This is a genomic window from Pseudomonas sp. GW821-FHT07G10 (assembly GCF_059418545.1).
Map to the genome: position 1 here is coordinate 1 of NZ_JBWKQB010000030.1, position 22,819 is coordinate 22,819.

Sequence of the window (22,819 nt, forward strand, 5' to 3'; positions counted from 1 at the left end):
TGACGCTCTGCGTCACCTCTACAGCGGACGCAGAGCGTCCGGGGCGGCATTCCCACGCAGAGCGTGGGAACGATCAATTTCAGGACTAGACACGTCTGTTGGGTGCGAGCACTCAGACAGTGACGTGCAGGCGAACGTCTACGTTACCGCGAGTGGCGTTGGAGTAAGGGCAGACCTGGTGTGCGGCGTCGACCAGTGTTTGCGCATCAGCTTGTTCCAGACCTGGCAGGCTGACATGCAGGTCTATGTCCAGTCCGAAGCCGCCCGGAATCTGGCCAATGCCGACATGGGCGGTGATCGAGGTGTCGTCGGGGATTTTGCGCTTGGTTTGGCTCGCGACAAATTTCAGTGCACCGATGAAGCAGGCGGAGTAACCGGCAGCGAACAGCTGCTCAGGGTTGGTTGCCTCGCCGCCGGCTCCCCCAAGTTCTTTCGGGGTGGAGAGCTTGACGTCGAGGACGTTGTCGCTGGAAACAGCACGGCCATCACGGCCACCGGTAGCAGTTGCAACAGCGGTGTAGAGAGTTTGCATGGTGTAAGCCTCTTTTTTGATGGATTTATGCGCTAAAGGTTTGCGCGCTAAGTAAGTGCGAGATAAATGTAGCTCGCAAATAGTTAGCGCGCAATATAATTTTTATGCAAGCAACGTTCAGCGCGCAGAAGCTGAAGGATGACTGTCGGTGTGAGGCTTGGTTTAGAGCGCTTGAGTAGCGCTCGGAAAATTTTCGTCGTGATGAATTTTGTTGGGCTGGGAGGGCGCCTTCGCGGCCAGCTCCTGATGCCAGTAAGCTTAAGGAATTTCAGGCTCAACGCATTCCAGCGAAGGTTCGCGTTAGTCGCGGGGGAGTGACGAAAGCGCGGGTGAGCGCTTACAGGCTGTCTTGCAAATGACTGCGCAATTCCAGCAAATCGGCCTGCAACTTGCGTATCTGGTCCAGGGTCTGGCCGCTCGCGCCAAGGATGCATTGTGGAATATCCCGCGCCTTGTCCCGCAGGGCGTGGCCTTGCGCGGTCAATTCAACGATCACCACGCGCTCGTCTTCACGGCTGCGGGTGCGGCTTAACAAGCCTTCGGCTTCGAGGCGTTTGAGCAGAGGTGTCAGTGACCCCGGGTCCGTCAGCAGGCGGGTGCTGATCTCGCCTACGGTCAATCCGTCGCGTTCCCATAGCACCATCATCGCCAGGTATTGCGGATAGGTCAGACCTAAAGCTTGCAACAGCGGCTTGTAGACCTTGGTCATCAACAGCGATGTGGAGTGCAGGGCGAAACATAGCTGGTTGTCGAGCAGCAGTTGGTCGCAGTTATCGGGGGTGGAGCTAACGCTAGTCATTTTGAGGCCTTGATCATTACTTGTCCTGAATCTAGCGGGCGAATCTTTAATGCGCTAGATAATTTTTGGGTCAGCGCCAACCGAGATCGCTTTGCAGTGCCAGATCCCAAGGCGGGATCGGGCTGAACCGGCCCTTGAGGTACTCCAGCAACAACCGACTGCGGGAGTTGGCTTGCTGTTCCAGACGCAAGGCATAAATACCGGTGGTTTCCGGTTTGGGCAGCCCACTTTCGCAAAACAGTGGTAGTAACTCACCGCGCAGCAGGTGCTCACTGATCAGCCAGGTCGGCAGGTGGGCGATGCCCAGCCCTGCAAGTGCGCCGAAGAGCAGCGCTTCGGCATTATTGGCACTCATGCGCATGCGCTGCGGGCGGTGCTGTTGCAGTTGCCCGTCCAGCTCGAAACGCCAGGCGAAAGGGGGCGCCAGACCATCCCAGTCGAGGCCATCGTGCTCGCTCAGTTCCTTGGGATGAATCGGCGCACCGCGGCGTTTCAGGTAGGCAGGGCTGGCGCAGGCAATCCGCACCATACTGGCCAAGGGCGTGGCGACCAATCGGGTATCGGCCATTTGCCCGGCCCGCAGCACCAGATCGACTTTGCCCAGGTTCGAACCCTGCATATCGACAAAGCTGTCGATCAGGTGCAGTTGAACATCCAGTCCAGGATAGACCACCAGGAAGTCGGCAATCACCGGCGCCAGGTGGCGTCGGCCAAAAGCGGCCGGGGCGTCCACGCGAATCAGTCCTTCCGGGGCATTGCTCAGGGAGACGGCTTCGGCCCGGGCCAGACGCAATTCGGCAACTATACGTCGTGCTCGCTCGGCAAATGCCAGGCCAGCCGGTGTCGCGCGCACGGCATGGGTGCTACGGGTGAACAGTTGGCTGCCGACTGCACTCTCAAGGCTGTCGATGCGCCGGGCTACCGCCGATGGCGTCAACGGATGGCGACGCGAGGCGGCAGAGAAGCTGCCGGTTTCCAGTACATCGAGAAACAGGCCGAGCTGATCGGTGAGGATATTGGGGTTCATGCCTGGGGTTTGCTTGTGCGAGTTGGGCATAGCCATTGTGCGTTTCTGTGCGTTTCCACGCCAGTACAGACTGCGTAGCATGCAAAGCCAGACGTGAGGGGATCGCCTGTGATTGAGTTAGTGATGTATCTGGCATTTGGCGCAGCCTTGGGTACCGTGGGCGGTTTGTTCGGTATCGGCGGCGGCTTGATCGCGATTCCGGTGCTCGGTGTTTTGTTTGGTCTGGATCAGCAAATTGCTCAAGGCACGGCGTTGGTCATGGTGGTGCCGAACGTGATGTTGGCTTTGTGGCGCTATCACCAGCGCAATCGCATTGAGCTGCGCCACGCGTTGCCCCTGGCCTTGATGGGCTTTTGCTTCGCCTGGCTGGGTTCAATCTGGGCAGTGGGCATCGATGCGCGAGTGATGCGCATTGGCTTCGTCGCGTTTCTGATCGCCTTGTCAGTCTACAACCTTGCGCGAATGTTCATGGTCAACGCCCCGGTCTCGGCGCAGATGCGTTACTCGTGGCCCTGGCTGGGCGTGTTGGGCGCCGCATCCGGGACCATGGGTGGATTGTTTGGTGTCGGCGGGGCAGTGGTCGCCACACCGGTGCTGACCAGCCTGTTTGGCACCAGCCAGGTCATTGCCCAAGGCTTGTCCCTGGCCTTGGCCTTGCCGAGTACCGGCGTCACGTTGGTGACCTACGCGCTCCATCACCAGGTGAGCTGGATGATTGGTTTGCCCTTGGCGGCTGGCGGTTTGTTGAGCATCAGTTGGGGGGTGAAAATTGCCCACGCCATGCCGGAGCGACTCTTGCGCGGGCTGTTTTGCGGCTTCCTGGTGTTCTGTGCGGTGATGCTCACGTTTAAAGTTTGAAGCCTTCGACGATGTGCTCGGCCAGGCACTCGGTAATGGGCGATGGTGCGTTCAGGTTGCGCACCAGCATGATGCTGGCTTCAGGCAAGAGCGGCAGGTCTTCGGCATCACCGAGGATGCGCATATCCGAGGTGATCAGGCTCTCCAGTTGCGCGGTGACCGCCAGGCCGGCGCTGACCACCGCCATGAGCGCCGAGAGGCTGGAACTGTTATAGGCGATGCGATAGTCGCGCCCGGCAGCATCCAGGGCGTTGCAGGCCCAAATCCGGCAGAAACAATCGCTGTTGAACATCGCCAGCGGCAGCGGCGTTTGTTCGTGGGGGCTGAAGCATTGTGCCTCGGCCCAGACAAAACGCTCCTTGCGCAGCAACTGGCCAATCTCGCTGCCCGGTTCGCGGGTGACGATGGACAGGTCCAGGTCCTGGCGTTGCAGAAGTTGTTTTGATGACTCGCAATGCACTTCGATCTGGATCAAGGGATAGGCTTGCGCGAAGCGCGACAAAATCCCCGGCAAAAAGCGCATCACATAGTCATCGGGCGTACCGATGCGCACCGTGCCGACCATGTGCGGTTCGCGCAGCGTATTGAACACTTCACTGTGCAGTTTCAGGATGCGCCGGGCGTAACCGAGCAGCACCTGACCCTCGGCGGTCAGCCGTACCTGGCGCCCATCACGCTGAAACAGCTGGCGTTGCAGGACGTCTTCTTCAAGACGCTTCATCTGCATGCTCACCGCCGATTGGGTGCGATTGACCAATTCACCAGCGCGGGTAAAGCCACCTTGGTCGGCGATCGCGACGAAGGTGCGCAGGACTTCGGTGTCGATGCTTGGGTAGTTGGCCAATTGATCAATCTCTGAGATGTATTGCATAAGAAACATTCGTTGGATTGATCTTAGCTCCAGGACGAGACTTTAGTCATCCCCACTGGAGGGCAACATGATGAAAGGTCAAAAAGGTTATCTACTGGTCGAAAAATTTTCATTCCATGGTTTTTCCCTGCGTCCTTTGATGGAGAAAATCGCCCGCTGGCATCAGCTCAATCGTGAGCGTGCGCTGCTGGCGAGGATGAGCGACGAGGCGTTGAAGGATATCGGGATCAGTCGGGCCGATGTCGAGCAGGAAACCGTACGCCCATTCTGGGACGACCCGATGCGCAAATGATTATCGGACAACTACACAAGCGGCTTCGTGGTGGGGTAGTTTGCGAGCAGACATGGAGATACACATGCCCGCAGAACTATCCTTTTCTCTCAAACAGGCTCGGCGTCTGGCGCTGGCCGCCCAAGGTTTCTCCGGGCGCCAGCCGCCAGCGACGGTCAAATCGCCTCAACTCAACCGGTTGATCGAACGTCTGGGCATCCTGCAGATCGATTCGGTCAACGCTCTGGTGCGCTCGCATTACCTTCCTCTGTACTCGCGCCTTGGTCACTATTCATCCGATTTGCTTGATCAGGCTGCCTGGAGTCAGGGCCGACGGCGCACGTTGTTCGAGTATTGGGGGCATGAGGCGTCTTTGCTGCCGCTATCAATGTATCCCTTGATGCGTTGGCGCATGCAGCGGGCGAGGCAAGGGGAGGGCATTTATCAACAAATGGCCAGATTCGGGCGGGAGCAGCAGGAGACGATTCGTCGAGTATTGACCCTGGTTGAGGAGCGAGGGGCTCTTGGCGCTGGCAGTTTGTCGACGCGTCAGGAGCGGGCGGGCCCCTGGTGGGACTGGAGTGCCGAGAAGCATGCGCTGGAGTGGTTGTTTGCCGCCGGTGAAGTGACTGTTTCAGGGCGTCGTGGTTTCGAGCGTCTTTATGATTTACCCGAGCGGGTCATTCCAGCAGCGACTCTTCAGCAACCGCTACTCAGTGAAGCCGAGGCCCAGCGCGGGCTGCTTGTGCATGCCGCGAGTGCGCTGGGGGTCGGCACTGACAAGGACTTGCGCGATTATTTTCGGCTTTCACCTGTCGACAGCCGCGCGCGTCTGGCTGAGTTGGTCGAGGCGGGTGAGTTGGTGGTTTGCGATGTTCAGGGTTGGCGGCAACCGGCCTATTGCCTGCCCGTGCCGAAAGTCCCGCGCGCAGTCGAGGTCAGCGCCTTGCTCTCGCCGTTTGATTCACTGATCTGGGAGCGTAGCCGCACCGAACGTTTGTTCGATTTTCGCTATCGGCTGGAGATCTACACGCCTCAGTCCAAACGGGTGTATGGCTATTACGTGCTGCCGTTTCTTTACAACGAACGAATTGCGGCTCGGGTCGATTTACGGGCTGAACGGGCTCAGGGAAGGCTGGCGGTGCATGCTGTGCATGAGGAAGAGCCAGGGCTGGATGAGCAGGGGATGCGGGCGTTGGCCAAGAATCTGCGACAGATGGCTGATTGGTTGGGCTTGCCGGAGATTCAGTTGAACTGCCCGCGGGCCAGTGCGATACGGTTGCGGGTGGCGTTAACTGAGCTCAGTGGTGACTGACCCGGCGCCATCGCGAGCAAGCCCGCTCCCACACTAGATCTGCGTTGATCACAAAATGATGGGTTTACGCAGATTTAATGTGGGAGCGGGCTTGCTTGCGATGGCGGTGTATCAGGTGACGAAAAACCTACTGACTCAACGGCGAACCTGCTTCAACGTCTCGGCAATCAAAAACGCCAGTTCCAGCGACTGATCGGCATTCATTCGTGGGTCGCAATGGGTGTGATAACGGTCCGATAAGCCATCCTCGGTAATCGGCCGTGCGCCGCCGATACATTCGGTGACGTTCTGTCCGGTCATTTCGATATGGATACCGCCGGCATAACTACCTTCCGCTTCGTGCACCTGGAAGAACTGTTTCACTTCATTGAGGATCTGCGCGAAGTCGCGGGTCTTGTAGCCGCTGCTGGCTTTGATCGTATTGCCGTGCATCGGGTCGGAACTCCACAGCACTTTCTTGCCTTCGCTTTCCACTGAACGGATCAGCTGCGGCAGATGGTCGCCAACCTTGTTCGCGCCCATGCGCACGATCAGGTTGAGGCGGCCGGGATCGTTGTCCGGGTTAAGGATGTCGATCAGACGAATCAACTCCTCGGTGTTCATGCTCGGACCGACCTTGACCCCGATCGGGTTGTTCACCCCGCGCAGGAACTCGACGTGGGCGCCGTCGAGCTGGCGCGTGCGGTCGCCGATCCAGAGCATGTGCGCCGAGCAGTCGTAGTAATCGTTGGTCAGGCTGTCGCGCCGCACGAAGGCTTCTTCGTAGTTCAGCAGTAGCGCTTCGTGAGCTGTGAAAAAGCTGGTTTCGCGCAGTTGTGGTGAGCTGTCCATGCCACAGGCTCGCATGAAGGCCAGGGTTTCATCAATGCGATCAGCCAGGTGGCTGTACTTCTCGGCCAGGGCCGAGTTGGCGATAAAATCCAGGTTCCATTTATGAACTTGATGCAGGTCGGCAAAACCGCCCTGGGCAAAGGCGCGCAGCAGGTTCAGCGTTGCAGTGGACTGATGGTAGGCCTGCAGCAAACGATCCGGATCCGGCACGCGGCTTTTTTCATCGAAACCGATGCCGTTGACGATGTCGCCACGGTAAGCCGGCAGGGTCACGCCGTTGATGGTTTCATCGTTGGAGGACCGCGGTTTGGCAAATTGCCCGGCCATGCGGCCGACCTTGACCACCGGGCAGCCCGCCGCAAAGGTCATGACAATCGCCATCTGCAGCAATACTTTAAAGGTGTCACGGATTTTTGCCGCAGAGAATTCGGCAAAGCTTTCTGCGCAATCACCGCCTTGCAGCAGAAATGCCCGACCCTGAGTCACCTCGGCAAACTGACGGCGCAACTCCCGGGCTTCACCGGCAAACACCAACGGCGGATAACTGGCCAGGCTTTGCTCGACCTGCAACAAGTGCGCAGCGTCAGGGTAATGGGGTTGTTGCTGGATCGGCAGGGCGCGCCAGCTGTCAGGGCTCCAGGGTTGGCTCATCATGGACTCTAGTGTTTTACGGTCGGACATCCATGTTATCAGTAATTAGTGCGTGACCTGTTCCCGTTGGTTCGCGGACAATCGCGCCTTTCCCGCTCGGTGCCGAGCGACTGGATTTATCGCGTTGCCGAGGTTGAGCCCGGTGGCGGTTAGGAGATGAGATGACTGAGGAGCGCGTCGAGCGCCTGCTCGCTGAGGTGCACGATGACTTTGGCATGATTCGGGTGCTGGAAGTGGCGGATTACCGCTTTCTCGAATTTGGCGATGCCATCGAACAGAGTTGTGTGTTCACCGCCGACCCAAGCTGGCTGGAGTATGACTATACCCGGGCCATGCTGATCGGTGCGCTGTGCCACGAAACCCCGGAAAGTGCACTGTTTCTGGGGCTTGGCGCGGGCACGCTGACCCAGGCCTGCCTCAAGTTCCTGCCGCTGGAAGATGTCGAAGCCATCGAGCTTCGCCCGGACGTTCCGCGCCTGGCCATCGAATACCTGGGTCTGGATGACGACCCGCGACTTTATATCCGTGTCGGCGATGCCCTGGAGCTGCTCGACACTGCCGAGCCCGCGGATCTGATCTTCGTCGACCTCTACACTGATGTCGGCCCGGGCGTCGGGCATCTGGCCTGGGGCTTTCTGGCAAACTGTCAGAAACGTCTGAATCCGGGTGGCTGGTTGGTGATCAATCAATGGGCTACCGATGACGGCAAGCCATTGGGCGCGGCTTTGCTGCGTGGTCTTTATCACCGGCATTATTGGGAGCTGCCGGTGAAGGAGGGCAATGTGATCCTGATGGTTCCCGCGGATCTGGATCAAACCCTGGATATGGACGGCCTGACCGCCCGGGCCGAAGCCCTCGCGCCGCGACTGGGCTACTCGCTGCAATCGCTGATCAAGGTAATCCGCCCCGCTACTTAGTTGTCTGTAAGGCCGCCATCGCGAGCAAGCCCGCTCCCACATTAGACTTCAGTGTGTTCACAGTTTTGTGATCAATACAGATCCAGTGTGGGAGCGGGCTTGCTCGCGATGGCGGTATGACTGCTGGCACATCAGGCACAGATCTCAACAGCCTTTGAATACGCCGGGACGTTTTTCGACCATTGCTCGCAGCCCCTCCTTGGCGTCTTCACTATTCAGCAGCTTCTTGACCAGTGGCGGCAAACCTTGAGCGGCGGCGGTTTCGCCTTCAAGGCGTGCCTGGCGGGCGGACATCAAGGTCGCCTGAACGCCCAAGGGTGCTTGCCTGGCGATACGTTGGGCCAACTCCAGTGCGCGGGGTAACAGGTCTTCGCTGGCCATCACTTCCTGGACCAGACCTAGCCGCAAGGCGTCATGAGCGTCGAACTCATCGCCGGTCAACAGCCAGCGCATGGCGTTGCCCCAGCCGGCGATTTGATGCAGGCGCAAGGTGGCGCCACCGAAAGGGAAGATCCCGCGCTGGACTTCCATCTGGGCGAAACGCGTATTGCTGGCGCACAGGTTGATATCGGCAGCCAGCATCAATTCGATGCCGATGGTCAGGCAGTAGCCTTGTACGGCGACGATCACCGGCTTACTGACCCTGGGGCCTGCGAACACTCCCCATGGATCGCAGCCGCCGGTCGGCGCCTGCCAGCCGTTAGCCAGAGCGGCGCCGACATTCGCCAGATCCAGCCCGGCGGTAAAGTGTTCGCCGTGACCGAACACCACGGCTACCCGAGCCTGGGCATTACGTTCGAACTCGCCATAGGCCAGGCTGAGTTCGTTAAGCAGATCGAGGTCGAAGGCGTTACGTTTGGCAACGCGGTCCAGGCCGATCAACAGGATATGACCGCGCTGTTCACGGCTGACGCGACTTGGATTGAGCTGATTCATGGGGCATATCCTTGGGCGGAAAAGGGTGTTTCAGACCGAAGGTCTCAGCCTGAAAGATGAACCGTTTAAGCGTCGTGACCAATAGGGCCGGGCCTCTGAAAAGTAGACGCTTGGAGGATTATCCGCAAAGCCCGTGACAGAGAGGCGTGCAGCTGCTTTTTCTTATAAAAACTTCTCCCTTTTTTCAGTAATTCCGGTATAGTGCGCGCCGGCCTTTAACCGGGCCACGTTTAGGTATAGCAATTCCCCCGAAGCCAGCTTCGGTTGCTTGTTCGCTCTGCGGACTATCCTTGACGATCCATTCATTCAAACGTTTTCGCAAATCCCCGCCGACAAAGCTGCCAGGGCGACTCTTGAGTCTCAACACGGCACGCGCAGCTTTGGAGCATGGGTCTTTGCGGATGCACTTAGAGGCAGACCCATGACCCAGGAAATCGGCGGCTTCGCCGCTCTTGAACTTCATCCCAATATTGTCGCTGCAGTAGTCGCTACCGGCTATGAAGAGCCTTCGGCCATTCAGCAGCAGTCGATCCCGATCATTCTCGCCGGTCACGATATGATTGGCCAGGCGCAAACCGGTACGGGTAAAACCGCTGCGTTCGCCCTGCCGATTCTGCACCGCATTGATCCGTCCAAGCGCGAGCCGCAAGCTCTGATCCTGGCCCCAACTCGTGAGTTGGCGCTACAAGTTGCAACCGCTTTCGAAACCTACGCCAAGCAAATGCCGGGCGTAACTGTTGTGGCTGTCTACGGCGGTGCGCCGATGGGCCCGCAATTGAAAGCCATCCGTAATGGCGCACAGATCGTTGTCGCCACTCCGGGTCGTCTGTGCGACCACCTGCGTCGCGACGAAAAAGTATTGGCGACCGTGAACCACCTGGTTCTCGACGAAGCCGACGAAATGCTCAAACTGGGCTTCATGGACGACCTGGAAGTTATCTTCAAGGCCATGCCGGAAACCCGTCAGACCGTATTGTTCTCGGCCACCTTGCCGCAGTCGATCCGTGCCATCGCTGAGCGCCATCTGCGCGATCCGAAGCACATCAAGATCCAGACCAAGACTCAGACCGTTACCGCGATCGAACAGGCTCACCTGTTGGTTCACGCTGACCAGAAGACCTCGGCTGTATTGAGCCTGCTGGAAGTGGAAGATTTCGACGCGCTGATCATGTTCGTGCGTACCAAGCAAGCGACCCTGGACCTGGCCAGTGCGCTGGAAGCCAAAGGCTACAAAGCCGCTGCGCTGAACGGTGACATTGCCCAGAACCAGCGTGAGCGCGTGATCGAGTCCCTCAAGGATGGCCGTCTGGACATCGTTGTGGCGACCGACGTTGCTGCCCGTGGTCTGGACGTTCCGCGTATCACCCACGTATTCAACGTGGACATGCCATACGATCCAGAGTCCTACGTTCACCGTATCGGCCGTACCGGCCGTGCCGGTCGCGAAGGTCGTGCACTGCTGCTGGTGACTCCGCGTGAGCGCCGCATGCTGCAAGTGATCGAACGTGTAACCGGTCAAAAGGTTGCTGAAGTCCGCCTGCCGGATGCTCAGGCCGTTCTCGATGCACGCATCAAGAAACTGACCAACAGCCTGTCGCCGCTGGTTGCTGATGCCGAGTCGACTCACGGTGAGCTGCTGGATCGTCTGACTGCCGACATCGGTTGCACCCCGCGTGCACTGGCCGCTGCTCTGCTGCGCAAGGCTACCAACGCTCAGGCACTGACCCTGGCTGCCATCGAGAAAGAGCGTCCACTGGTGCCGAACAATGCACCGCGTGGCGATCGTCCAGAGCGTTCCGGTGATCGTCCGGACCGTGGTGATCGTGAGCGTCGCGCTCCGGTTCCGCTGGCTGAAGGTCGTGCTCGTTGCCGTACCGCGCTGGGCGCGCGTGATGGTATCGCTGCCAAGAACCTGCTGGGCGCAATCCTTAACGAAGGTGGTCTGGCGCGTGAAGCTATCGGTCGCATTCAGGTGCGTGACAGCTTCAGCCTGGTAGAGTTGCCGGAAGATGGTCTGGAGCGTCTGCTGACCAAACTGAAGGACACTCGCGTTGCCGGCAAGCAGTTGAAACTGCGTCGTTATCGCGAAGACTGATCCGCGCTGAGCTGATCAATCGAGCATAAAAAATCCCCGACTGGTTCGGGGATTTTTTATGCCTGATCGTTCCCACGCTCTGCGTGGGAATGCCGCCATGGACGCTCCGCGTCCGCTTTGGGTGTGACGCAGAGCGTCACCGGATGCATTCCCACGCGCGAGCGTGGGAACGATCATCTAGCCAAACCGATAGATGTCCATCCCCAGCGCACCCATGGTGAAGCCTTGATGGGCAATACTGAAGTCGCCGCCGGCACCACGGGCGAAATACAGCGGAAGCAAATGCTCGTCGCTGGGATGGCTGCGCACGGCATAGGGCGCTTGCTGGCGATAGTCATGCAGGGCTGCTTCGTCGTCAGCGGCGAGTTTGTCGATCACCCAGTCGCGAAAGGCTTTGGCCCAGGGCTCTACGCTTTCCGGGCCGGCGTGCCAGTCCAGCTCGCGCAGGTTGTGGGTGATACTGCCGGAGCCGATCAGCAGTACGCCATGTTCGCGCAGGCTGGCCAACGCATGGCCGACGCGGGTTTGCAGGGCTGGCCCAAGACGACTTGGAAGCGAAACTTGTACCACCGGAATTTCGGCTTGCGGATACATCAGAGACAGTGGAACCCAGGCGCCATGGTCGAACGGGCGCTTGGCGTCAATCCGGGCATGCAGCCCGTCGGCTTTGAGTAAGTCGACTACCTGCGCTGCGAGCTCTGGCTCACCGGGAGCTGGATACTGTACGGCAAACAACTCGGGTGGGAAGCCACCAAAGTCATGCCAGGTTTCCGGCTGAGGGTTACCACTGACCAGCAGCTCCTGGCTTTCCCAGTGGGCTGAAACCAGCACGATGGCTTTGGGTCTGGGTAATTCGGCGGCCAGACGTGCCAGAGCCGGGCCGCTGGCACCGGGTTCCAGTGCTAGCATTGGCGAGCCATGGGAGATAAACAGGCTAGGGAGCATAAGAGGTTCCTGAGCGTTAAGATGACATCATCTTCAGTCAGATCATTGATCTAAATCTAATATAAGTTTTAGTGCCTTTTGATCGAATTTTCAGGGTGATTTATGCAACCGGAATTTTGGCACAAGCGTTGGGAGCTCAATCAGATCGGCTTTCATCTGTCCGAGGTAAACCCCTACCTGCCGCGGTTGTGGCCTAAGTTGGGGTTGGCGGCAGGCTCGCGGGTGCTGGTGCCATTGTGTGGGAAAAGTCTGGACCTTGTGTGGCTCGCCAGTTGCGGTCATCAGGTGCTGGGCGTCGAGTTGTCAGAAAAGGCCGTGACGGATTTCTTCAGCGATCAGCAACTTGAGCCACAGATCAGTCAGCAGGGTGCTTTCACGGTCTATCAGGTGGGCTCGATAGAGTTGTGGTGCGGGGACTTCTTTGCCTTGAGCGTTGAGCATGTGGCTGATTGTGCAGCGTTGTATGACCGGGCGGCGCTGATTGCCCTGCCACCGGAAATGCGCGAGCAGTACGCGGCACATCTGAACCGGATCCTGCCGTCGGGTTGTAAGGGGTTGCTGATTACTCTGGACTACGACCAGATACAGATGGCCGGGCCACCGTTTGCGGTGGTCGATGCTGAAACAAGAAGCCTGCTTGGCGATTACTGGCAGCTTCGAGTCGTAGAAGAACGAGACGTCCTCGCAGAGAGCTGGAAGTTCCTCCAGAGCGGTGTCACGCGCCTGGATGAGCGGGTTTATCGTCTGTTGAAGAACTGACCCAGGTCGTAAACGCTGGAGTGGTCGAATTCTTTGGAGGCGAAAAAGGGGCGACTTGCGTCGCCCCTTTGGGTGCTTCAATGAAGGCTATCAGCCACGACGGCGCAGTGCGTCGATACGCTCTTCCAGCGGTGGGTGGCTCATGAACATGCGAGCCAGGCCCTGCTTGATGCCGCCGTTGATACCGAAGGCAGTCAAGGTGTCCGGCATGTGTACCGGCAGGCCTTGCTCCGAACGCAGGCGCTGCAGGGCGCCGATCATTGCGCTGGTGCCGGCCAGGCTGGCGCCGGCTTCGTCTGCGCGGAATTCGCGTTTGCGCGAGAACCACATGACGATTGCGCTGGCCAGGAAGCCCAGTACCAGTTCGGCGAAGATCGTCGCCACGTAGTAGGCGATGCCCTGGCCTTCTTCGTTCTTGAAAATAACCTTGTCGACGAAGTTGCCGATGATTCGCGCGAAAAACATCACGAAGGTGTTCACCACGCCTTGTACCAGCGCCAGTGTCACCATGTCGCCGTTGGCTACATGGCCGATTTCGTGGGCCAGCACCGCTTTCACTTCATCCGGTGAAAAGCGCTCCAGCAGACCCTGGCTGACGGCGACCAGTGCGTCGTTCTTGTTCCAGCCAGTGGCAAAGGCGTTAGCCTCGTAAGCCGGAAAAATCCCGACTTCGGGCATCTTGATCCCGGCTTCGCGGGACAGCTGCTCGACGGTTTGCAGCAACCATTGTTCATGGCGAGTGCGCGGCTGGCTGATGATCTGGGTGCTGGTGCCCATCTTCGCCATCCACTTGGAGATGAACAGCGAGAACAAGGAACCCGCGAAACCAAAGACCGCACAGAAAACCAGCAGCTGATTGAGGTTGAGGTCAACCCCGTTGGCCGCCATGAACCCGTTGAAGCCGAAAAGGCTCAGGGTGATGCTGGCAATCAGCACGACCGCCAGGTTAGTGGCCAAAAACAGCAATATGCGCATCATGGTTGTAGAAATCTCCTCATGCTAAATATGTAGCGTACTGCGGGGTATATAAGGTGCGGCACCGGGCTATTCAACCAGGTGACTATTTCAAACTGTGTCTTACAGTCGGATTTTAGACCCTTGCAGGGTTTTTTCGATATTGATCGGGCACGCGCTTTTAGCGCTGAGGGTCCCGTCGCAGTTGGGTGCGATGGCAGACCATGGAAACAGCACGGGCACAGAAGAGCATGTGTTTAGGGAAAAAGGAGATATGTTGCTGAATTAATCGCTGTGCGACTTTGCAACAGTCGCACAGCGTAACAGTGCTTATTGGCGGTAAGATTTCAGGAAATTACCGATCCGGCCAATGGCCTGGTCCAGATCATCCACTCGCGGCAGGGTCACGACGCGGAAGTGGTCCGGCCATGGCCAGTTGAAGGCGGTACCCTGGACCACCAACAGCTTTTCCGAGAGCAACAGATCGAGAACGAATTTTTCATCGTTGTGGATCGGGCAGATTTTCGGGTCGATCCGAGGGAAGGCGTACAGCGCGCCCATCGGTTTGACGCAACTGACGCCGGGAATGTCGTTGAGCAGTTCCCAGGTACGGTTGCGCTGTTCCAGCAGACGGCCCGCCGGCAAGACCAGGTCATTGATGCTCTGATAGCCACCGAGGGCGGTCTGGATCGCATGCTGGCTAGGCACGTTGGCGCACAGGCGCATGTTGGCCAGCATGTCGATGCCTTCGATGTAGCTCTGGGCATTGTGTTTCGGGCCGGAAATGGCGACCCAGCCGGAACGGAAACCCGCTACACGGTAGGACTTGGACAGGCCGTTGAAGGTCAGGCAGAGCAGATCCGGAGCCAGCGAAGCAGTACAAACATGCACGGCATCGTCGTAGAGAATCTTGTCGTAGATTTCGTCGGAGAACACCACCAGCTTGTGCTGGCGGGCAAGTTCAAGCATGCCCGACAGAACTTCCTTGGAGTACACCGCGCCGGTCGGGTTGTTTGGGTTGATGATCACCATAGCCTTGGTGTTCGGGGTGATCTTGGCCTTGATGTCGGCCAGGTCCGGCCACCAGTTGGCTTGCTCGTCGCACAGGTAATGCACCGGATTGCCGCCGGCCAGGGTCACGGCTGCGGTCCACAGCGGATAGTCGGGTGCCGGGATCAGTACTTCGTCACCGTTGTTGAGCAGGGCCTGCATCGACATCACGATCAGCTCGGAAACGCCGTTGCCCAGGTAAATGTCTTCAATACCGACGCCTTCTACCTGCTTTTGCTGGTAGTACTGCATAACGGCCTTGCGGGCGCTGAAAAGGCCCTTGGAGTCGCTGTAGCCTTGCGCGGTCGGCAAGTTGCGGATGACGTCCTGGAGGATTTCGTCCGGTGCCTCGAAACCAAAAGGCGCCGGGTTGCCGATATTCAGCTTGAGGATGCGATGGCCTTCCTCTTCCAGACGTTTGGCGTGCTTGAGCACTGGGCCGCGAATGTCATAACAGACGTTGGCGAGCTTGTTCGATTTGCTGACCTGCATGGCGATGTGTTCCTGAAAATGAACGATCCAGGCGGCATTGAACTACCGTACTGGGAATCCTGCGTTCTCACACAGGCCTGTAACCGGTATCGCAGCGTGAAAATCCGTTTGAATGCGCGTTACACGGCTGCCAGACTGGCGTTTGACGAGGCGCAATCATACGTGCCGCCTGATCCGTGGAAAAGATACAGATCAGGCTTTTTCAGTTGCAGAGGTAAGACGATGGAAAAGTTGGAAAAAACCCTTGAAGAATGGCGCGCCATGCTCGATCCGGAGCAGTACAACGTTTGTCGCCTCAAAGGCACCGAACGACCGTTCTCGGGCAAGTACAACGGCACCAGGACCGATGGTGTTTATCACTGCATTTGCTGCAATGAGCCGTTGTTTGACTCCAGGGCAAAATTTGATTCTGGCTGCGGCTGGCCGAGTTTCTATCAGCCAATAGGCGAGAGCGCCATGGTCGAGATTCGTGATGTGAGCCACGGCATGGTTCGTACCGAAGTGGTCTGCGCCAAATGCGATGCACATTTGGGGCATGTGTTCCCTGATGGTCCGCCACCGACGGGCTTGCGCTACTGCATCAATTCGGTGTGCCTGGATCTCGTTGCGCGAGCCTGATCGGCTGTACGCCCCCCTGTAGGAGCCGAGCTTGCTCGCGATGGTCGTAAACGATGACGTGTACTTCCTGACGAAACGCGTCAGCTTCAAATCCATCGCGAGCAAGCTCGGCTCCTACATATAGTTAGCGCCAGCCGTGATATCCCGGGTGACGTTGCCGATAATTAAATTGCACGCAATTCAATTGCTCACTATGGTTGTCTCACATTTCCGTTTCAGGAGCCTGCGCCATGACTGACAATTTGCTGAACATTCCCTGCACCACCATCAAAGGCGAGCAAAAGACCCTGGCCGACTTTGCCGGCAAAGCCGTCCTGGTGGTCAACACTGCGAGCAAGTGCGGTTTCACGCCGCAATATAAAGGTCTGGAGGAGCTTTGGCAGAATTACAAGGACGAGGGTCTGGTGGTGCTCGGCTTCCCGTGTAACCAGTTCGGCAAACAGGAGCCGGGAAATGAGGGGGCCATTTCCGAGTTTTGCGAGCTGAACTTTGGTGTCAGCTTCCCGCTGTTCAAGAAGATCGAGGTCAATGGAAGCGACGCTCATCCATTGTTCGTGCAGTTGAAAAAACGCGCTCCGGGCCTGCTCGGCTCTCAAGGCATCAAGTGGAACTTCACCAAGTTCCTCATCGGCAAGGACGGTCAGGTCGTCAAACGTTTTGCTCCGGCGACCAAGCCGCAGGATCTGACGAGCGAGATTGAAGCGTTGCTCAAATGAATGGTCTGTCAGCTGATTCGCTCAAACTCGACAGCCAGCTGTGCTTCAAGTTGTACGCCGCTTCCCGGGCAGTCATTCGTGCCTACAAGCCGATGCTCGACCAGTTGGGGCTGACCTACCCGCAATACCTGGTCATGCTGGTGTTGTGGGAATGGCAGGACTCGCCGCCTGAGCAACCGACGGTGAAAGCCCTTGGCGAGCGGTTGGCCCTGGACTCCGGGACGCTCACACCGTTGCTCAAACGCATTGAGCAGATGACGTTAGTGCAGCGTCAGCGTTCGGCGCGCGATGAGCGTGAAGTGCACTTGAGTCTGTCCGGTGCCGGGTTGGCCCTGCGCGAGCGGGTCGCGCCGCTCAAGGCGCGTCTGTTGTGCGACAGCGGTGTGGATCTGGATCGCTTGAGTGAGCTGCGCAGCGGTCTGGACCATTTATTGGGGCAGATCAAAGCGCTGTCGTAACGGGCACCCATAGTTCGAGCAGGGCAGCCAGCTCTTCGCGCCGAAACGGTTTAGCCAGATAGTCGCTCATCCCGGCCGCGCGGCAGCGTTCTCGCTCCTCGGGCATGGCATTGGCAGTCAGTGCGACGATAGGCAGATCAGGCCAGCGACCACTGCGGCGGATCTGCCGGCTGGCTTCATAACCGTCCATGACCGGCATATTGCAGTCCATTAACACCAGGTCGAAACTACTGTGCTCAAGCTGGTCCAGGGCCTCGGCGCCATGTGCTGCAACGGTCACTTCGCAGCCAAGCTTGCCGAGCATTCCTTTGGCCACGAGCTGGTTGACCGGGTTGTCTTCCACCAACAGGATGCATGCCCGCCGCTGGGGTGACAGGGTTTCAAGCTGTGCTTCGTTGATGGTGGTGGTCTGCGCTTGCAGGGTCCGCCGCAGGGTTTGATAAAGCGCGTTGCGTGCCAGCGGTCGAGCCTGCTGCTGTAAGGGTGCCAGAGCGCTGGCTTCTTCGGTTGGCATAAAACTGCCGTAGGCGGTCACCAGCAGAATTGGCGTCTGGATGGCGGGACGTATCCCTAACAGGCATTCAGGGCAGTCGGTGATCAGCAGATCAGGCGTGAGCCCGATCAGCGAGTCATCGATGTTGCGTCGTTGATAGTCCAGTCCCCATCCGGGCAGCAAACTGTTCAACAGTTCGGCCAGACCGCTACCAGCGGCGGTGATCGCCATGACGTTTCCTTGCAGTGGCGCCGGAGTGGGTGCGGGGGTATGGCAAGGTAACGGCAGGTCGGCGCAGAACTGGCTGCCGAAACCCGCTTCCGAACTGATGCTCAGACGGCCCTGCATGGCTTCGCAGAGGTTGTAGGTCAGGGCGAGACCCAGGCCGGTACCGCCGAACTGCCGGGTAATGCCGGCTCCTGCCTGGGTAAAAGGTTGGAATATTTTGACCTGCGCGTCCTGCGCAATGCCGATACCTGTATCGCAGACTTCGATTCTGACGCCGTCTTCATGTGTGCTCAGGCGTACATCGACGCGGCCGAAGCGGGTGAACTTCAGAGCGTTGGACAAGAGGTTGCTGACGATTTGCCGTACACGTGTCGGGTCACCCAGCACCAATGCCGGAAACTGCGGGTCGATCAGGCAGGCCAGTTCAACGCTCGGTGCGGCATTCTGCGATAGCAGGTTGGCCGTGTCTTCGACCAGCACGCCGAGGTCGAAGGGGATGCGTTCAAGCTCCAGTTGACCGGCGTCGAACTTCGACAGGTCGAGAATATCGTTGAGTAACTCCACCAATACCTTGCCAGAGTCGTGGGCAATCGACAGTTGCTGCAGTTGCTCGGCAGTCAGGGGGCTGTCCAGAGAAAGGGCGATCATTCCCAGCAAGCCGTTAAGCGGAGTGCGAATTTCATGACTCATATTGGCCAGGAACACCGAGCGCGCCTCCGCCATGTCGAGTGCCGTGCTGCGGGCAATTTCGAGTTCTTCGTTGGATTGGCTCAAGCGAGTGTTGATCGCTTTCAGTTCGCTGGTACGCGCGGAGACGATGCTCTCCAGTTGCCCGAGATAATCGGTCAAGCGGTTCTCGGCATTGCGTCGCTGCTGAATCTCGGTGGCCATGTTTTCGAACTGCTGGTTGGCGACTTTGACCAATACGCCGATTTCATCGTTTTCGTGGCCCAGTGGGAAATCCAGTCGCGCCTGGTCGGTGCTTCGAGGGTCACTGCCGCTGAGTGCGCGGATAACCCGAACCAGGGGTTTGGTCAGCATGACGTAGAAGAGCGCCAGTAGAATTGCGGTCAGGATCAGACTGCGGAAGAAGCCGTTGAGCAGGGTCACCTCGGCCCTGCGCAGGAAGCGGCTGCCGAAAGCGTAGGTATCAACCTCCAAATGCAAGGTGCCGAGGGATTCGCCGGGCAGGTAATCGAGATAGAGCCGGTCTTCAAATTGGCGATTGGCACCAAAGAGAAAGTCGCTGATCAGCCGGTATCTGCTTTGCATCCCGGGGCGATTTACACTGGCAAGGATCGTGTTGTTGTTATCGATCAATTGCGCACTGATGATCGCCGGAGAGCGGAGCAGGCCAAGGGTCAACTCTTGCGCGAGCTCGGCGTCGATGTTGTAGGCGATCCGCGAGGCCGGGTTATGGCTGATTTCCAGAAGAGAGCGTATTTCCCGGTTGATGGAGGCGTCTTCGCTGGCATAATCGATGCCTATTTGCAGCAGACTGAGCAGGGCTCCCAGAATGAAACCGACCAGCACAGTGAGCCTGGCTTGTTTGTAAGACAGGCGGTTGGTGAACTTGATATCCATGGAGTGCTGAGCCAATTTTTTCCGTTTCCCTTCGCCGATCAATCATAGCTGAACAGTGGTGATTATCGGCAGAACCTGACGTCAGTCTTTCATTCAGCTACGAACCGGTGCTTGATGCTGCGTTTGTCTGGATAACATCATTACTGTGAACGTGCCTGAGGAGAAGTCGTGGATTCCCGATTGAATGCTTTTCTTGAACGCGCCGATGCGGTTCTGGCTCGTTTGGAGCCTTTGTTGCCCGCGCCGCGACAAACCATCGACTGGACTCAGTGTCTGGCCGCCCGCTGGCAGCGCGAAGGGCGCAGTGGTTTTCTGTTGCCGCTGGAGGTCAGTCTGGACATGCGTTTGTCCGATCTGATCGGGGTGGATAAACAACGTGAGCAGTTAGGTCGCAATACCCGACAGTTCCTCGATGGCATGCCGGCCAACCACGCATTGCTCTGGGGCTCACGCGGGACGGGTAAGTCTTCGCTTGTTCGGGCCTTGCTCGCGGAGCACGCCAAGGCCGGTTTACGTCTGATCGAGATTGAGCGCGATCACCTGGCGGATTTGCCGCGGGTGGTCGAGCAATTACAAAAGCTGCCACAGCGGTTCGTTTTGTTTTGTGATGATTTGTCGTTCGAGGCGGGCGAGGGTGATTATCGCATTCTAAAGAGTGTACTCGACGGCTCGCTGGAACAGGCTCCGGACAATGTCCTGTTGTACGCGACTTCTAACCGCCGACATCTGGTCCCGGAGAAACAGAGCGACAACGAGAACTGGAAGATGGTCGATGGTGAACTCCATCCCAATGAGGCGGTGGAAGACAAGATTGCCTTGTCGGACCGTTTTGGTCTGTGGTTGTCTTTTTATCCTTTCACCCAGGAACACTTTCTCAATGTGGTCGAACACTGGATCGGTGAGCTGGCGCGTAAAGCCGGTCTTGCGTGGCAGCGTACCGATGAGCTTGATATTCTGGCGGTCCGCTGGGCGACCGGACGGGGCAATCGCAATGGACGTTGCGCGTATCAATTTGCGCGGTATTGGGTAGGGCTACAGTTGTTGGAGCAAAAAGCATGATCGATTTGCAGAAAAGTGGCGCAGGACTCGATGGCTATGCGCTCCTGTGTGCGCAGTTGGAGTCGTTGCTGGCCGATGAGCGTGACTTCATTGCTAACGCTGCGCAGTTTTCGGCCTTTTTGTTCAACCAGCTGGATGACCTGAACTGGGCCGGGTTCTACCTCAATCGAAATGAGGAACTGGTACTCGGACCGTTTCAGGGCCAGATCGCCTGTGTGCGAATCCCGTTTGGGCGCGGTGTCTGCGGGGCTGCCGCTGCGACCCTGCAAACCCAGCGGGTCGAGGATGTGCATGCGTTTGCCGGGCATATTGCCTGCGACAGTGCGTCGAACAGTGAACTGGTGGTACCGCTGGTCAAAGAGGGTCGGTTGATCGGTGTGCTGGATCTGGACAGCCCGAAACTGGCGCGTTTTACCGAGCAGGACCAGGCGGGCATCGAACAGTTGGCGGCTATTTTCCTGCGTTTGAGCGACTGCTGATCAGGCGCCTGGCCTTCTTGCAGGGGCGGTCTGCCGCAGTCAGCGCCTCGAAAATATCGGCGATTGTCATCATTCGCGCCGGCAGACTCATCTCCTCGCGTTTCAACTGTTCGGGATAACCGGTGCCGTCCATTTTTTCGTGATGGCCACCGGCAATAGAGTTCTGTCGAGTGTCCTGAAGCAGCTTACTGAGGATGTCTGTCTCGGACAGGCGTTTGCTTCATTCTCAAGATTCGGGTCCGGGGGGCTGAGTGTGCCGGTGGATTTGTCTGTGTAGCGCTCGCTCCAATTCAAGCATGGAGTGCTCAATGGCTTTTGCGCAGGCATCGACCTTCTCCGTGCTGGCATTTTCGATACAGGATTGCTCAAGTGCTTCGCAATGATCAGTCAGCGAAAAGGCTTGCACCATTCGAGCTGCGCCCTTGATCTTGTGCGCGATATCGATCAGCGATTGCCTCTCACCCTCATGCTGGAGTGCGTGCAGTGTCTGTCGGTCCTGACGGGTGCTGCTTAGAAGTTCAGTGAGCAAGCGTAGAACGAGTTGTGGATTGCCTCCGGTCATCAAGTGCAGGCTATCGGGATTGAAGGCGTCGTTGGAGGGTAATGGCTTGAGTTCGGCCAGCCGTTGATTCAACGCGGTAAGGCTGATGGGTTTGAACAGGCAATCGTTCATCCCGGCCTGTTTGCAGCGGTGCTTTTCCTCCTGCTGGGCGTTGGCGGTGAACCCCAGAATTGTGCACGGGGGCAACTGCCCCTGTTGTTCGTTCTCACGGATGGCCCGGGTGAGTTCATAGCCATTCATGACGGGCATGTTGCAGTCCGCGATCACCAGATCGAAGTGCCCGTCTGCCCAGGCCCGCAAACCCGCAGCGCCTTGGTGAGCGACCGTATAGTGATGACCAAGGAACCCAAGTTGCTGGCACATGAGCAAACGGTTTGCGGGGTGATCGTCGACCACCAGGACGTTTAATACGGCACACGCGGCAGGAGGAGCAGGAACGACCTCGTCGATCATCAATTTGGGCGGCAGGTTGGTCATTTTCAACGACACATGAACTTGAGTACCTACCCCGGCCTGGCTGGTTAAAGTCAAAAGCCCTCCCATCATTTCACACAAACTGCGGCTGATGACCAGGCCCAGACCAGTACCACTCCTGGCCAGATGGTTGGGGCTTTCAGCCTGAGCAAAGGGTTCGAACAGGCGTTGTTGGTCATCTTCGCTAATACCAATTCCCGAGTCCTGAACCTGCAACTGCATTTGAATCTGTTGTGGTTCTTCGGTGGGTTGTATATCGACCCGGATCTTGACTTGACCGTGTTCGGTAAATTTGATCGCGTTGCTGACCAGATTGCTCAGTATCTGTTTGAAACGCAGAGGATCAATCAGTGCATCGGTCTCCTGCACATTCGAATTGAATTCCAGTAACAGGCTGAGGTTTTTTTGCCTGGCCAGTCCGTCAAAGACCCGAATCACCGACTCGATGATCGCGCGCAAGTTGACTTGCTCAGGGGCAAGGCTTAGACGGCCTGACTCGATGCGGGCGTTTTGCTACTTACGACAAAAAGCCATACTTTTAATCAAAATCTTTCTGTGTCTAACTTCTACAAAAAGAAAAATAATCAAGAGGTTTGCGAAGGGGAGTGATGTACTTAAATATTTCTGTATAATTGATACAATAATAAAGGTGGTTTGCCGAAATTTGTGTTGGCCTGAGACGCCTGATCTCAGGTTTGGAAAGCAGTCAGGTATGATTTTTTTTGCTTATTTTAAATTAACGTTGATATTATATTTTTGGTGTAAAAAGCCTAATTGTGATTGGTGTGTGGTTTTAGAGGCGAATGCCTACAAGATGCTCTGGGGTTTTTAGGTGAGGTTGGCAA

At 57.6% G+C, this 22,819-nt stretch carries 21 protein-coding genes and 2 pseudogenes; 11 read left to right on the plus strand and 12 right to left on the minus strand.

Annotated features, from left to right (window positions below; translation table 11 throughout):
- Positions 1 to 112 precede the first annotated feature (112 nt).
- From AC07O1_RS25080 to AC07O1_RS25090, 3 genes are all read right to left on the minus strand, one after another.
- Positions 113 to 532, minus strand: coding sequence for an organic hydroperoxide resistance protein (locus tag AC07O1_RS25080; protein ID WP_495090518.1), 420 nt, complete (start codon positions 530 to 532; stop codon positions 113 to 115).
- A gap of 337 nt (positions 533 to 869) precedes the next feature.
- Positions 870 to 1,331 carry a MarR family winged helix-turn-helix transcriptional regulator gene (locus tag AC07O1_RS25085; RefSeq protein ID WP_495090519.1) on the minus strand — a complete coding sequence of 154 codons (462 nt, stop codon included), beginning with the start codon at positions 1,329 to 1,331 and terminating at the stop codon, positions 870 to 872.
- A gap of 70 nt (positions 1,332 to 1,401) precedes the next feature.
- A complete protein-coding gene (locus AC07O1_RS25090; RefSeq protein ID WP_494992480.1) occupies positions 1,402 to 2,358 on the minus strand; it encodes a LysR family transcriptional regulator in 957 nt (318 codons plus the stop codon).
- A gap of 108 nt (positions 2,359 to 2,466) precedes the next feature.
- On the opposite strand from AC07O1_RS25090, the gene AC07O1_RS25095 reads away from it, so the two are divergent.
- Entirely contained in the window at positions 2,467 to 3,216 is a 750-nt protein-coding gene (locus tag AC07O1_RS25095; protein WP_495090520.1) for a sulfite exporter TauE/SafE family protein, read from the plus strand.
- Here AC07O1_RS25095 and AC07O1_RS25100 read toward each other — a convergent pair.
- On the minus strand, positions 3,206 to 4,087 hold the full coding sequence (locus AC07O1_RS25100) for a LysR substrate-binding domain-containing protein (protein WP_495090521.1): 882 nt from the start codon (positions 4,085 to 4,087) through the stop codon (positions 3,206 to 3,208). The genes AC07O1_RS25095 and AC07O1_RS25100 overlap by 11 nt on opposite strands.
- A gap of 70 nt (positions 4,088 to 4,157) precedes the next feature.
- On the opposite strand from AC07O1_RS25100, the gene AC07O1_RS25105 reads away from it, so the two are divergent.
- Complete coding sequence (locus AC07O1_RS25105) at positions 4,158 to 4,379, plus strand: DUF1127 domain-containing protein (protein ID WP_495090571.1); 222 nt, start codon at positions 4,158 to 4,160, stop codon at positions 4,377 to 4,379.
- Between the two features lie 64 nt (positions 4,380 to 4,443).
- Complete coding sequence (locus tag AC07O1_RS25110) at positions 4,444 to 5,673, plus strand: winged helix-turn-helix domain-containing protein (RefSeq protein WP_495090522.1); 1,230 nt, start codon at positions 4,444 to 4,446, stop codon at positions 5,671 to 5,673.
- 135 nt (positions 5,674 to 5,808) lie between these two features.
- On the opposite strand, the gene AC07O1_RS25115 is transcribed toward AC07O1_RS25110, so the two are convergent.
- Positions 5,809 to 7,155, minus strand: coding sequence for a class II 3-deoxy-7-phosphoheptulonate synthase (locus AC07O1_RS25115; RefSeq protein WP_494992464.1), 1,347 nt, complete (start codon positions 7,153 to 7,155; stop codon positions 5,809 to 5,811).
- Positions 7,156 to 7,316: 161 nt separating this feature from the next.
- Here AC07O1_RS25115 and AC07O1_RS25120 point away from each other — a divergent pair, with 161 nt between their 5' ends.
- Positions 7,317 to 8,072, plus strand: a complete 756-nt coding sequence (locus tag AC07O1_RS25120) for a spermidine synthase (protein ID WP_495010650.1) — start codon at positions 7,317 to 7,319, stop codon at positions 8,070 to 8,072.
- A gap of 144 nt (positions 8,073 to 8,216) precedes the next feature.
- On the opposite strand, the gene AC07O1_RS25125 is transcribed toward AC07O1_RS25120, so the two are convergent.
- Positions 8,217 to 9,008 carry a crotonase/enoyl-CoA hydratase family protein gene (locus AC07O1_RS25125; RefSeq protein WP_495090523.1) on the minus strand — a complete coding sequence of 264 codons (792 nt, stop codon included), beginning with the start codon at positions 9,006 to 9,008 and terminating at the stop codon, positions 8,217 to 8,219.
- Between the two features lie 421 nt (positions 9,009 to 9,429).
- Between AC07O1_RS25125 and AC07O1_RS25130 the strand changes: the two genes are divergently transcribed.
- The gene (locus tag AC07O1_RS25130) at positions 9,430 to 11,103 is read left to right on the plus strand and encodes a DEAD/DEAH box helicase (protein WP_494992461.1); all 1,674 of its coding nucleotides are present in this window, start codon (positions 9,430 to 9,432) and stop codon (positions 11,101 to 11,103) included.
- Positions 11,104 to 11,280: 177 nt separating this feature from the next.
- On the opposite strand, the gene AC07O1_RS25135 is transcribed toward AC07O1_RS25130, so the two are convergent.
- Positions 11,281 to 12,048, minus strand: coding sequence for a DODA-type extradiol aromatic ring-opening family dioxygenase (locus AC07O1_RS25135; protein WP_495090524.1), 768 nt, complete (start codon positions 12,046 to 12,048; stop codon positions 11,281 to 11,283).
- Between the two features lie 102 nt (positions 12,049 to 12,150).
- Here AC07O1_RS25135 and AC07O1_RS25140 point away from each other — a divergent pair, with 102 nt between their 5' ends.
- Positions 12,151 to 12,807: a thiopurine S-methyltransferase gene (locus AC07O1_RS25140; protein ID WP_495090525.1), complete on the plus strand. Its 657-nt coding sequence runs from the start codon at positions 12,151 to 12,153 to the stop codon at positions 12,805 to 12,807.
- 90 nt (positions 12,808 to 12,897) lie between these two features.
- Here the strand turns inward: AC07O1_RS25140 and htpX are convergent, their stop codons facing one another.
- Both htpX and AC07O1_RS25150 read right to left on the minus strand, forming a co-directional pair.
- Positions 12,898 to 13,785, minus strand: coding sequence for a protease HtpX (gene htpX / locus AC07O1_RS25145; protein ID WP_494992458.1), 888 nt, complete (start codon positions 13,783 to 13,785; stop codon positions 12,898 to 12,900).
- A gap of 306 nt (positions 13,786 to 14,091) precedes the next feature.
- On the minus strand, positions 14,092 to 15,303 hold the full coding sequence (locus tag AC07O1_RS25150) for a pyridoxal phosphate-dependent aminotransferase (RefSeq protein WP_494992457.1): 1,212 nt from the start codon (positions 15,301 to 15,303) through the stop codon (positions 14,092 to 14,094).
- Between the two features lie 222 nt (positions 15,304 to 15,525).
- Between AC07O1_RS25150 and msrB the strand changes: the two genes are divergently transcribed.
- The 3 genes from msrB to AC07O1_RS25165 all read left to right on the plus strand — a co-directional run bounded on the left by msrB (position 15,526) and on the right by AC07O1_RS25165 (position 17,095).
- A complete protein-coding gene (msrB, locus tag AC07O1_RS25155) occupies positions 15,526 to 15,921 on the plus strand; it encodes a peptide-methionine (R)-S-oxide reductase MsrB (RefSeq protein ID WP_495090526.1) in 396 nt (131 codons plus the stop codon).
- 230 nt (positions 15,922 to 16,151) lie between these two features.
- On the plus strand, positions 16,152 to 16,637 hold the full coding sequence (locus AC07O1_RS25160) for a glutathione peroxidase (protein ID WP_494992455.1): 486 nt from the start codon (positions 16,152 to 16,154) through the stop codon (positions 16,635 to 16,637).
- Complete coding sequence (locus tag AC07O1_RS25165; RefSeq protein ID WP_495090527.1) at positions 16,634 to 17,095, plus strand: MarR family winged helix-turn-helix transcriptional regulator; 462 nt, start codon at positions 16,634 to 16,636, stop codon at positions 17,093 to 17,095. The genes AC07O1_RS25160 and AC07O1_RS25165 overlap by 4 nt, the downstream gene beginning before the upstream one ends.
- On the opposite strand, the gene AC07O1_RS25170 is transcribed toward AC07O1_RS25165, so the two are convergent.
- Positions 17,079 to 19,400 carry a hybrid sensor histidine kinase/response regulator gene (locus AC07O1_RS25170; RefSeq protein ID WP_495090528.1) on the minus strand — a complete coding sequence of 774 codons (2,322 nt, stop codon included), beginning with the start codon at positions 19,398 to 19,400 and terminating at the stop codon, positions 17,079 to 17,081. The two genes, AC07O1_RS25165 and AC07O1_RS25170, sit on opposite strands and share 17 nt — an antisense overlap.
- Before the next feature lie 168 nt (positions 19,401 to 19,568).
- On the opposite strand from AC07O1_RS25170, the gene AC07O1_RS25175 reads away from it, so the two are divergent.
- Together AC07O1_RS25175 and AC07O1_RS25180 are read left to right on the plus strand one after the other, a co-directional pair.
- On the plus strand, positions 19,569 to 20,459 hold the full coding sequence (locus AC07O1_RS25175) for an ATP-binding protein (RefSeq protein WP_494992452.1): 891 nt from the start codon (positions 19,569 to 19,571) through the stop codon (positions 20,457 to 20,459).
- On the plus strand, positions 20,456 to 20,938 hold the full coding sequence (locus tag AC07O1_RS25180; protein ID WP_494992451.1) for a GAF domain-containing protein: 483 nt from the start codon (positions 20,456 to 20,458) through the stop codon (positions 20,936 to 20,938). Before AC07O1_RS25175 ends, AC07O1_RS25180 begins: the two co-directional genes overlap by 4 nt.
- A gap of 1 nt (position 20,939) precedes the next feature.
- On the opposite strand, the pseudogene AC07O1_RS25185 reads toward AC07O1_RS25180, so the two are convergent.
- Both AC07O1_RS25185 and AC07O1_RS25190 read right to left on the minus strand, forming a co-directional pair.
- Positions 20,940 to 21,095, minus strand: a pseudogene (locus tag AC07O1_RS25185) (HD-GYP domain-containing protein); the annotation flags it as partial.
- 69 nt (positions 21,096 to 21,164) lie between these two features.
- Positions 21,165 to 22,481: pseudogene (locus AC07O1_RS25190) on the minus strand (ATP-binding protein); the annotation flags it as partial.
- Between the last annotated feature and the right edge of the window lie 338 nt (positions 22,482 to 22,819).

What these genes read in the sequence shown, in the direction of transcription:
- AC07O1_RS25080 (WP_495090518.1), bottom strand. Translation starts at nt 532, where the DNA reads ATGCAAACTCTCTACACCGCTGTTGCAACTGCTACCGGTGGCCGTGAT.
- AC07O1_RS25085 (WP_495090519.1), bottom strand. Translation starts at nt 1,331, where the DNA reads ATGACTAGCGTTAGCTCCACCCCCGATAACTGCGACCAACTGCTGCTC.
- AC07O1_RS25090 (WP_494992480.1), bottom strand. Translation starts at nt 2,358, where the DNA reads ATGAACCCCAATATCCTCACCGATCAGCTCGGCCTGTTTCTCGATGTA.
- AC07O1_RS25100 (WP_495090521.1), bottom strand. Translation starts at nt 4,087, where the DNA reads ATGCAATACATCTCAGAGATTGATCAATTGGCCAACTACCCAAGCATC.
- AC07O1_RS25105 (WP_495090571.1), top strand. Translation starts at nt 4,158, where the DNA reads ATGAAAGGTCAAAAAGGTTATCTACTGGTCGAAAAATTTTCATTCCAT.
- AC07O1_RS25110 (WP_495090522.1), top strand. Translation starts at nt 4,444, where the DNA reads ATGCCCGCAGAACTATCCTTTTCTCTCAAACAGGCTCGGCGTCTGGCG.
- AC07O1_RS25115 (WP_494992464.1), bottom strand. Translation starts at nt 7,155, where the DNA reads ATGAGCCAACCCTGGAGCCCTGACAGCTGGCGCGCCCTGCCGATCCAG.
- AC07O1_RS25120 (WP_495010650.1), top strand. Translation starts at nt 7,317, where the DNA reads ATGACTGAGGAGCGCGTCGAGCGCCTGCTCGCTGAGGTGCACGATGAC.
- AC07O1_RS25125 (WP_495090523.1), bottom strand. Translation starts at nt 9,008, where the DNA reads ATGAATCAGCTCAATCCAAGTCGCGTCAGCCGTGAACAGCGCGGTCAT.
- AC07O1_RS25130 (WP_494992461.1), top strand. Translation starts at nt 9,430, where the DNA reads ATGACCCAGGAAATCGGCGGCTTCGCCGCTCTTGAACTTCATCCCAAT.
- AC07O1_RS25135 (WP_495090524.1), bottom strand. Translation starts at nt 12,048, where the DNA reads ATGCTCCCTAGCCTGTTTATCTCCCATGGCTCGCCAATGCTAGCACTG.
- AC07O1_RS25140 (WP_495090525.1), top strand. Translation starts at nt 12,151, where the DNA reads ATGCAACCGGAATTTTGGCACAAGCGTTGGGAGCTCAATCAGATCGGC.
- htpX (WP_494992458.1), bottom strand. Translation starts at nt 13,785, where the DNA reads ATGATGCGCATATTGCTGTTTTTGGCCACTAACCTGGCGGTCGTGCTG.
- AC07O1_RS25150 (WP_494992457.1), bottom strand. Translation starts at nt 15,303, where the DNA reads ATGCAGGTCAGCAAATCGAACAAGCTCGCCAACGTCTGTTATGACATT.
- msrB (WP_495090526.1), top strand. Translation starts at nt 15,526, where the DNA reads ATGGAAAAGTTGGAAAAAACCCTTGAAGAATGGCGCGCCATGCTCGAT.
- AC07O1_RS25160 (WP_494992455.1), top strand. Translation starts at nt 16,152, where the DNA reads ATGACTGACAATTTGCTGAACATTCCCTGCACCACCATCAAAGGCGAG.
- AC07O1_RS25165 (WP_495090527.1), top strand. Translation starts at nt 16,634, where the DNA reads ATGAATGGTCTGTCAGCTGATTCGCTCAAACTCGACAGCCAGCTGTGC.
- AC07O1_RS25170 (WP_495090528.1), bottom strand. Translation starts at nt 19,400, where the DNA reads ATGGATATCAAGTTCACCAACCGCCTGTCTTACAAACAAGCCAGGCTC.
- AC07O1_RS25180 (WP_494992451.1), top strand. Translation starts at nt 20,456, where the DNA reads ATGATCGATTTGCAGAAAAGTGGCGCAGGACTCGATGGCTATGCGCTC.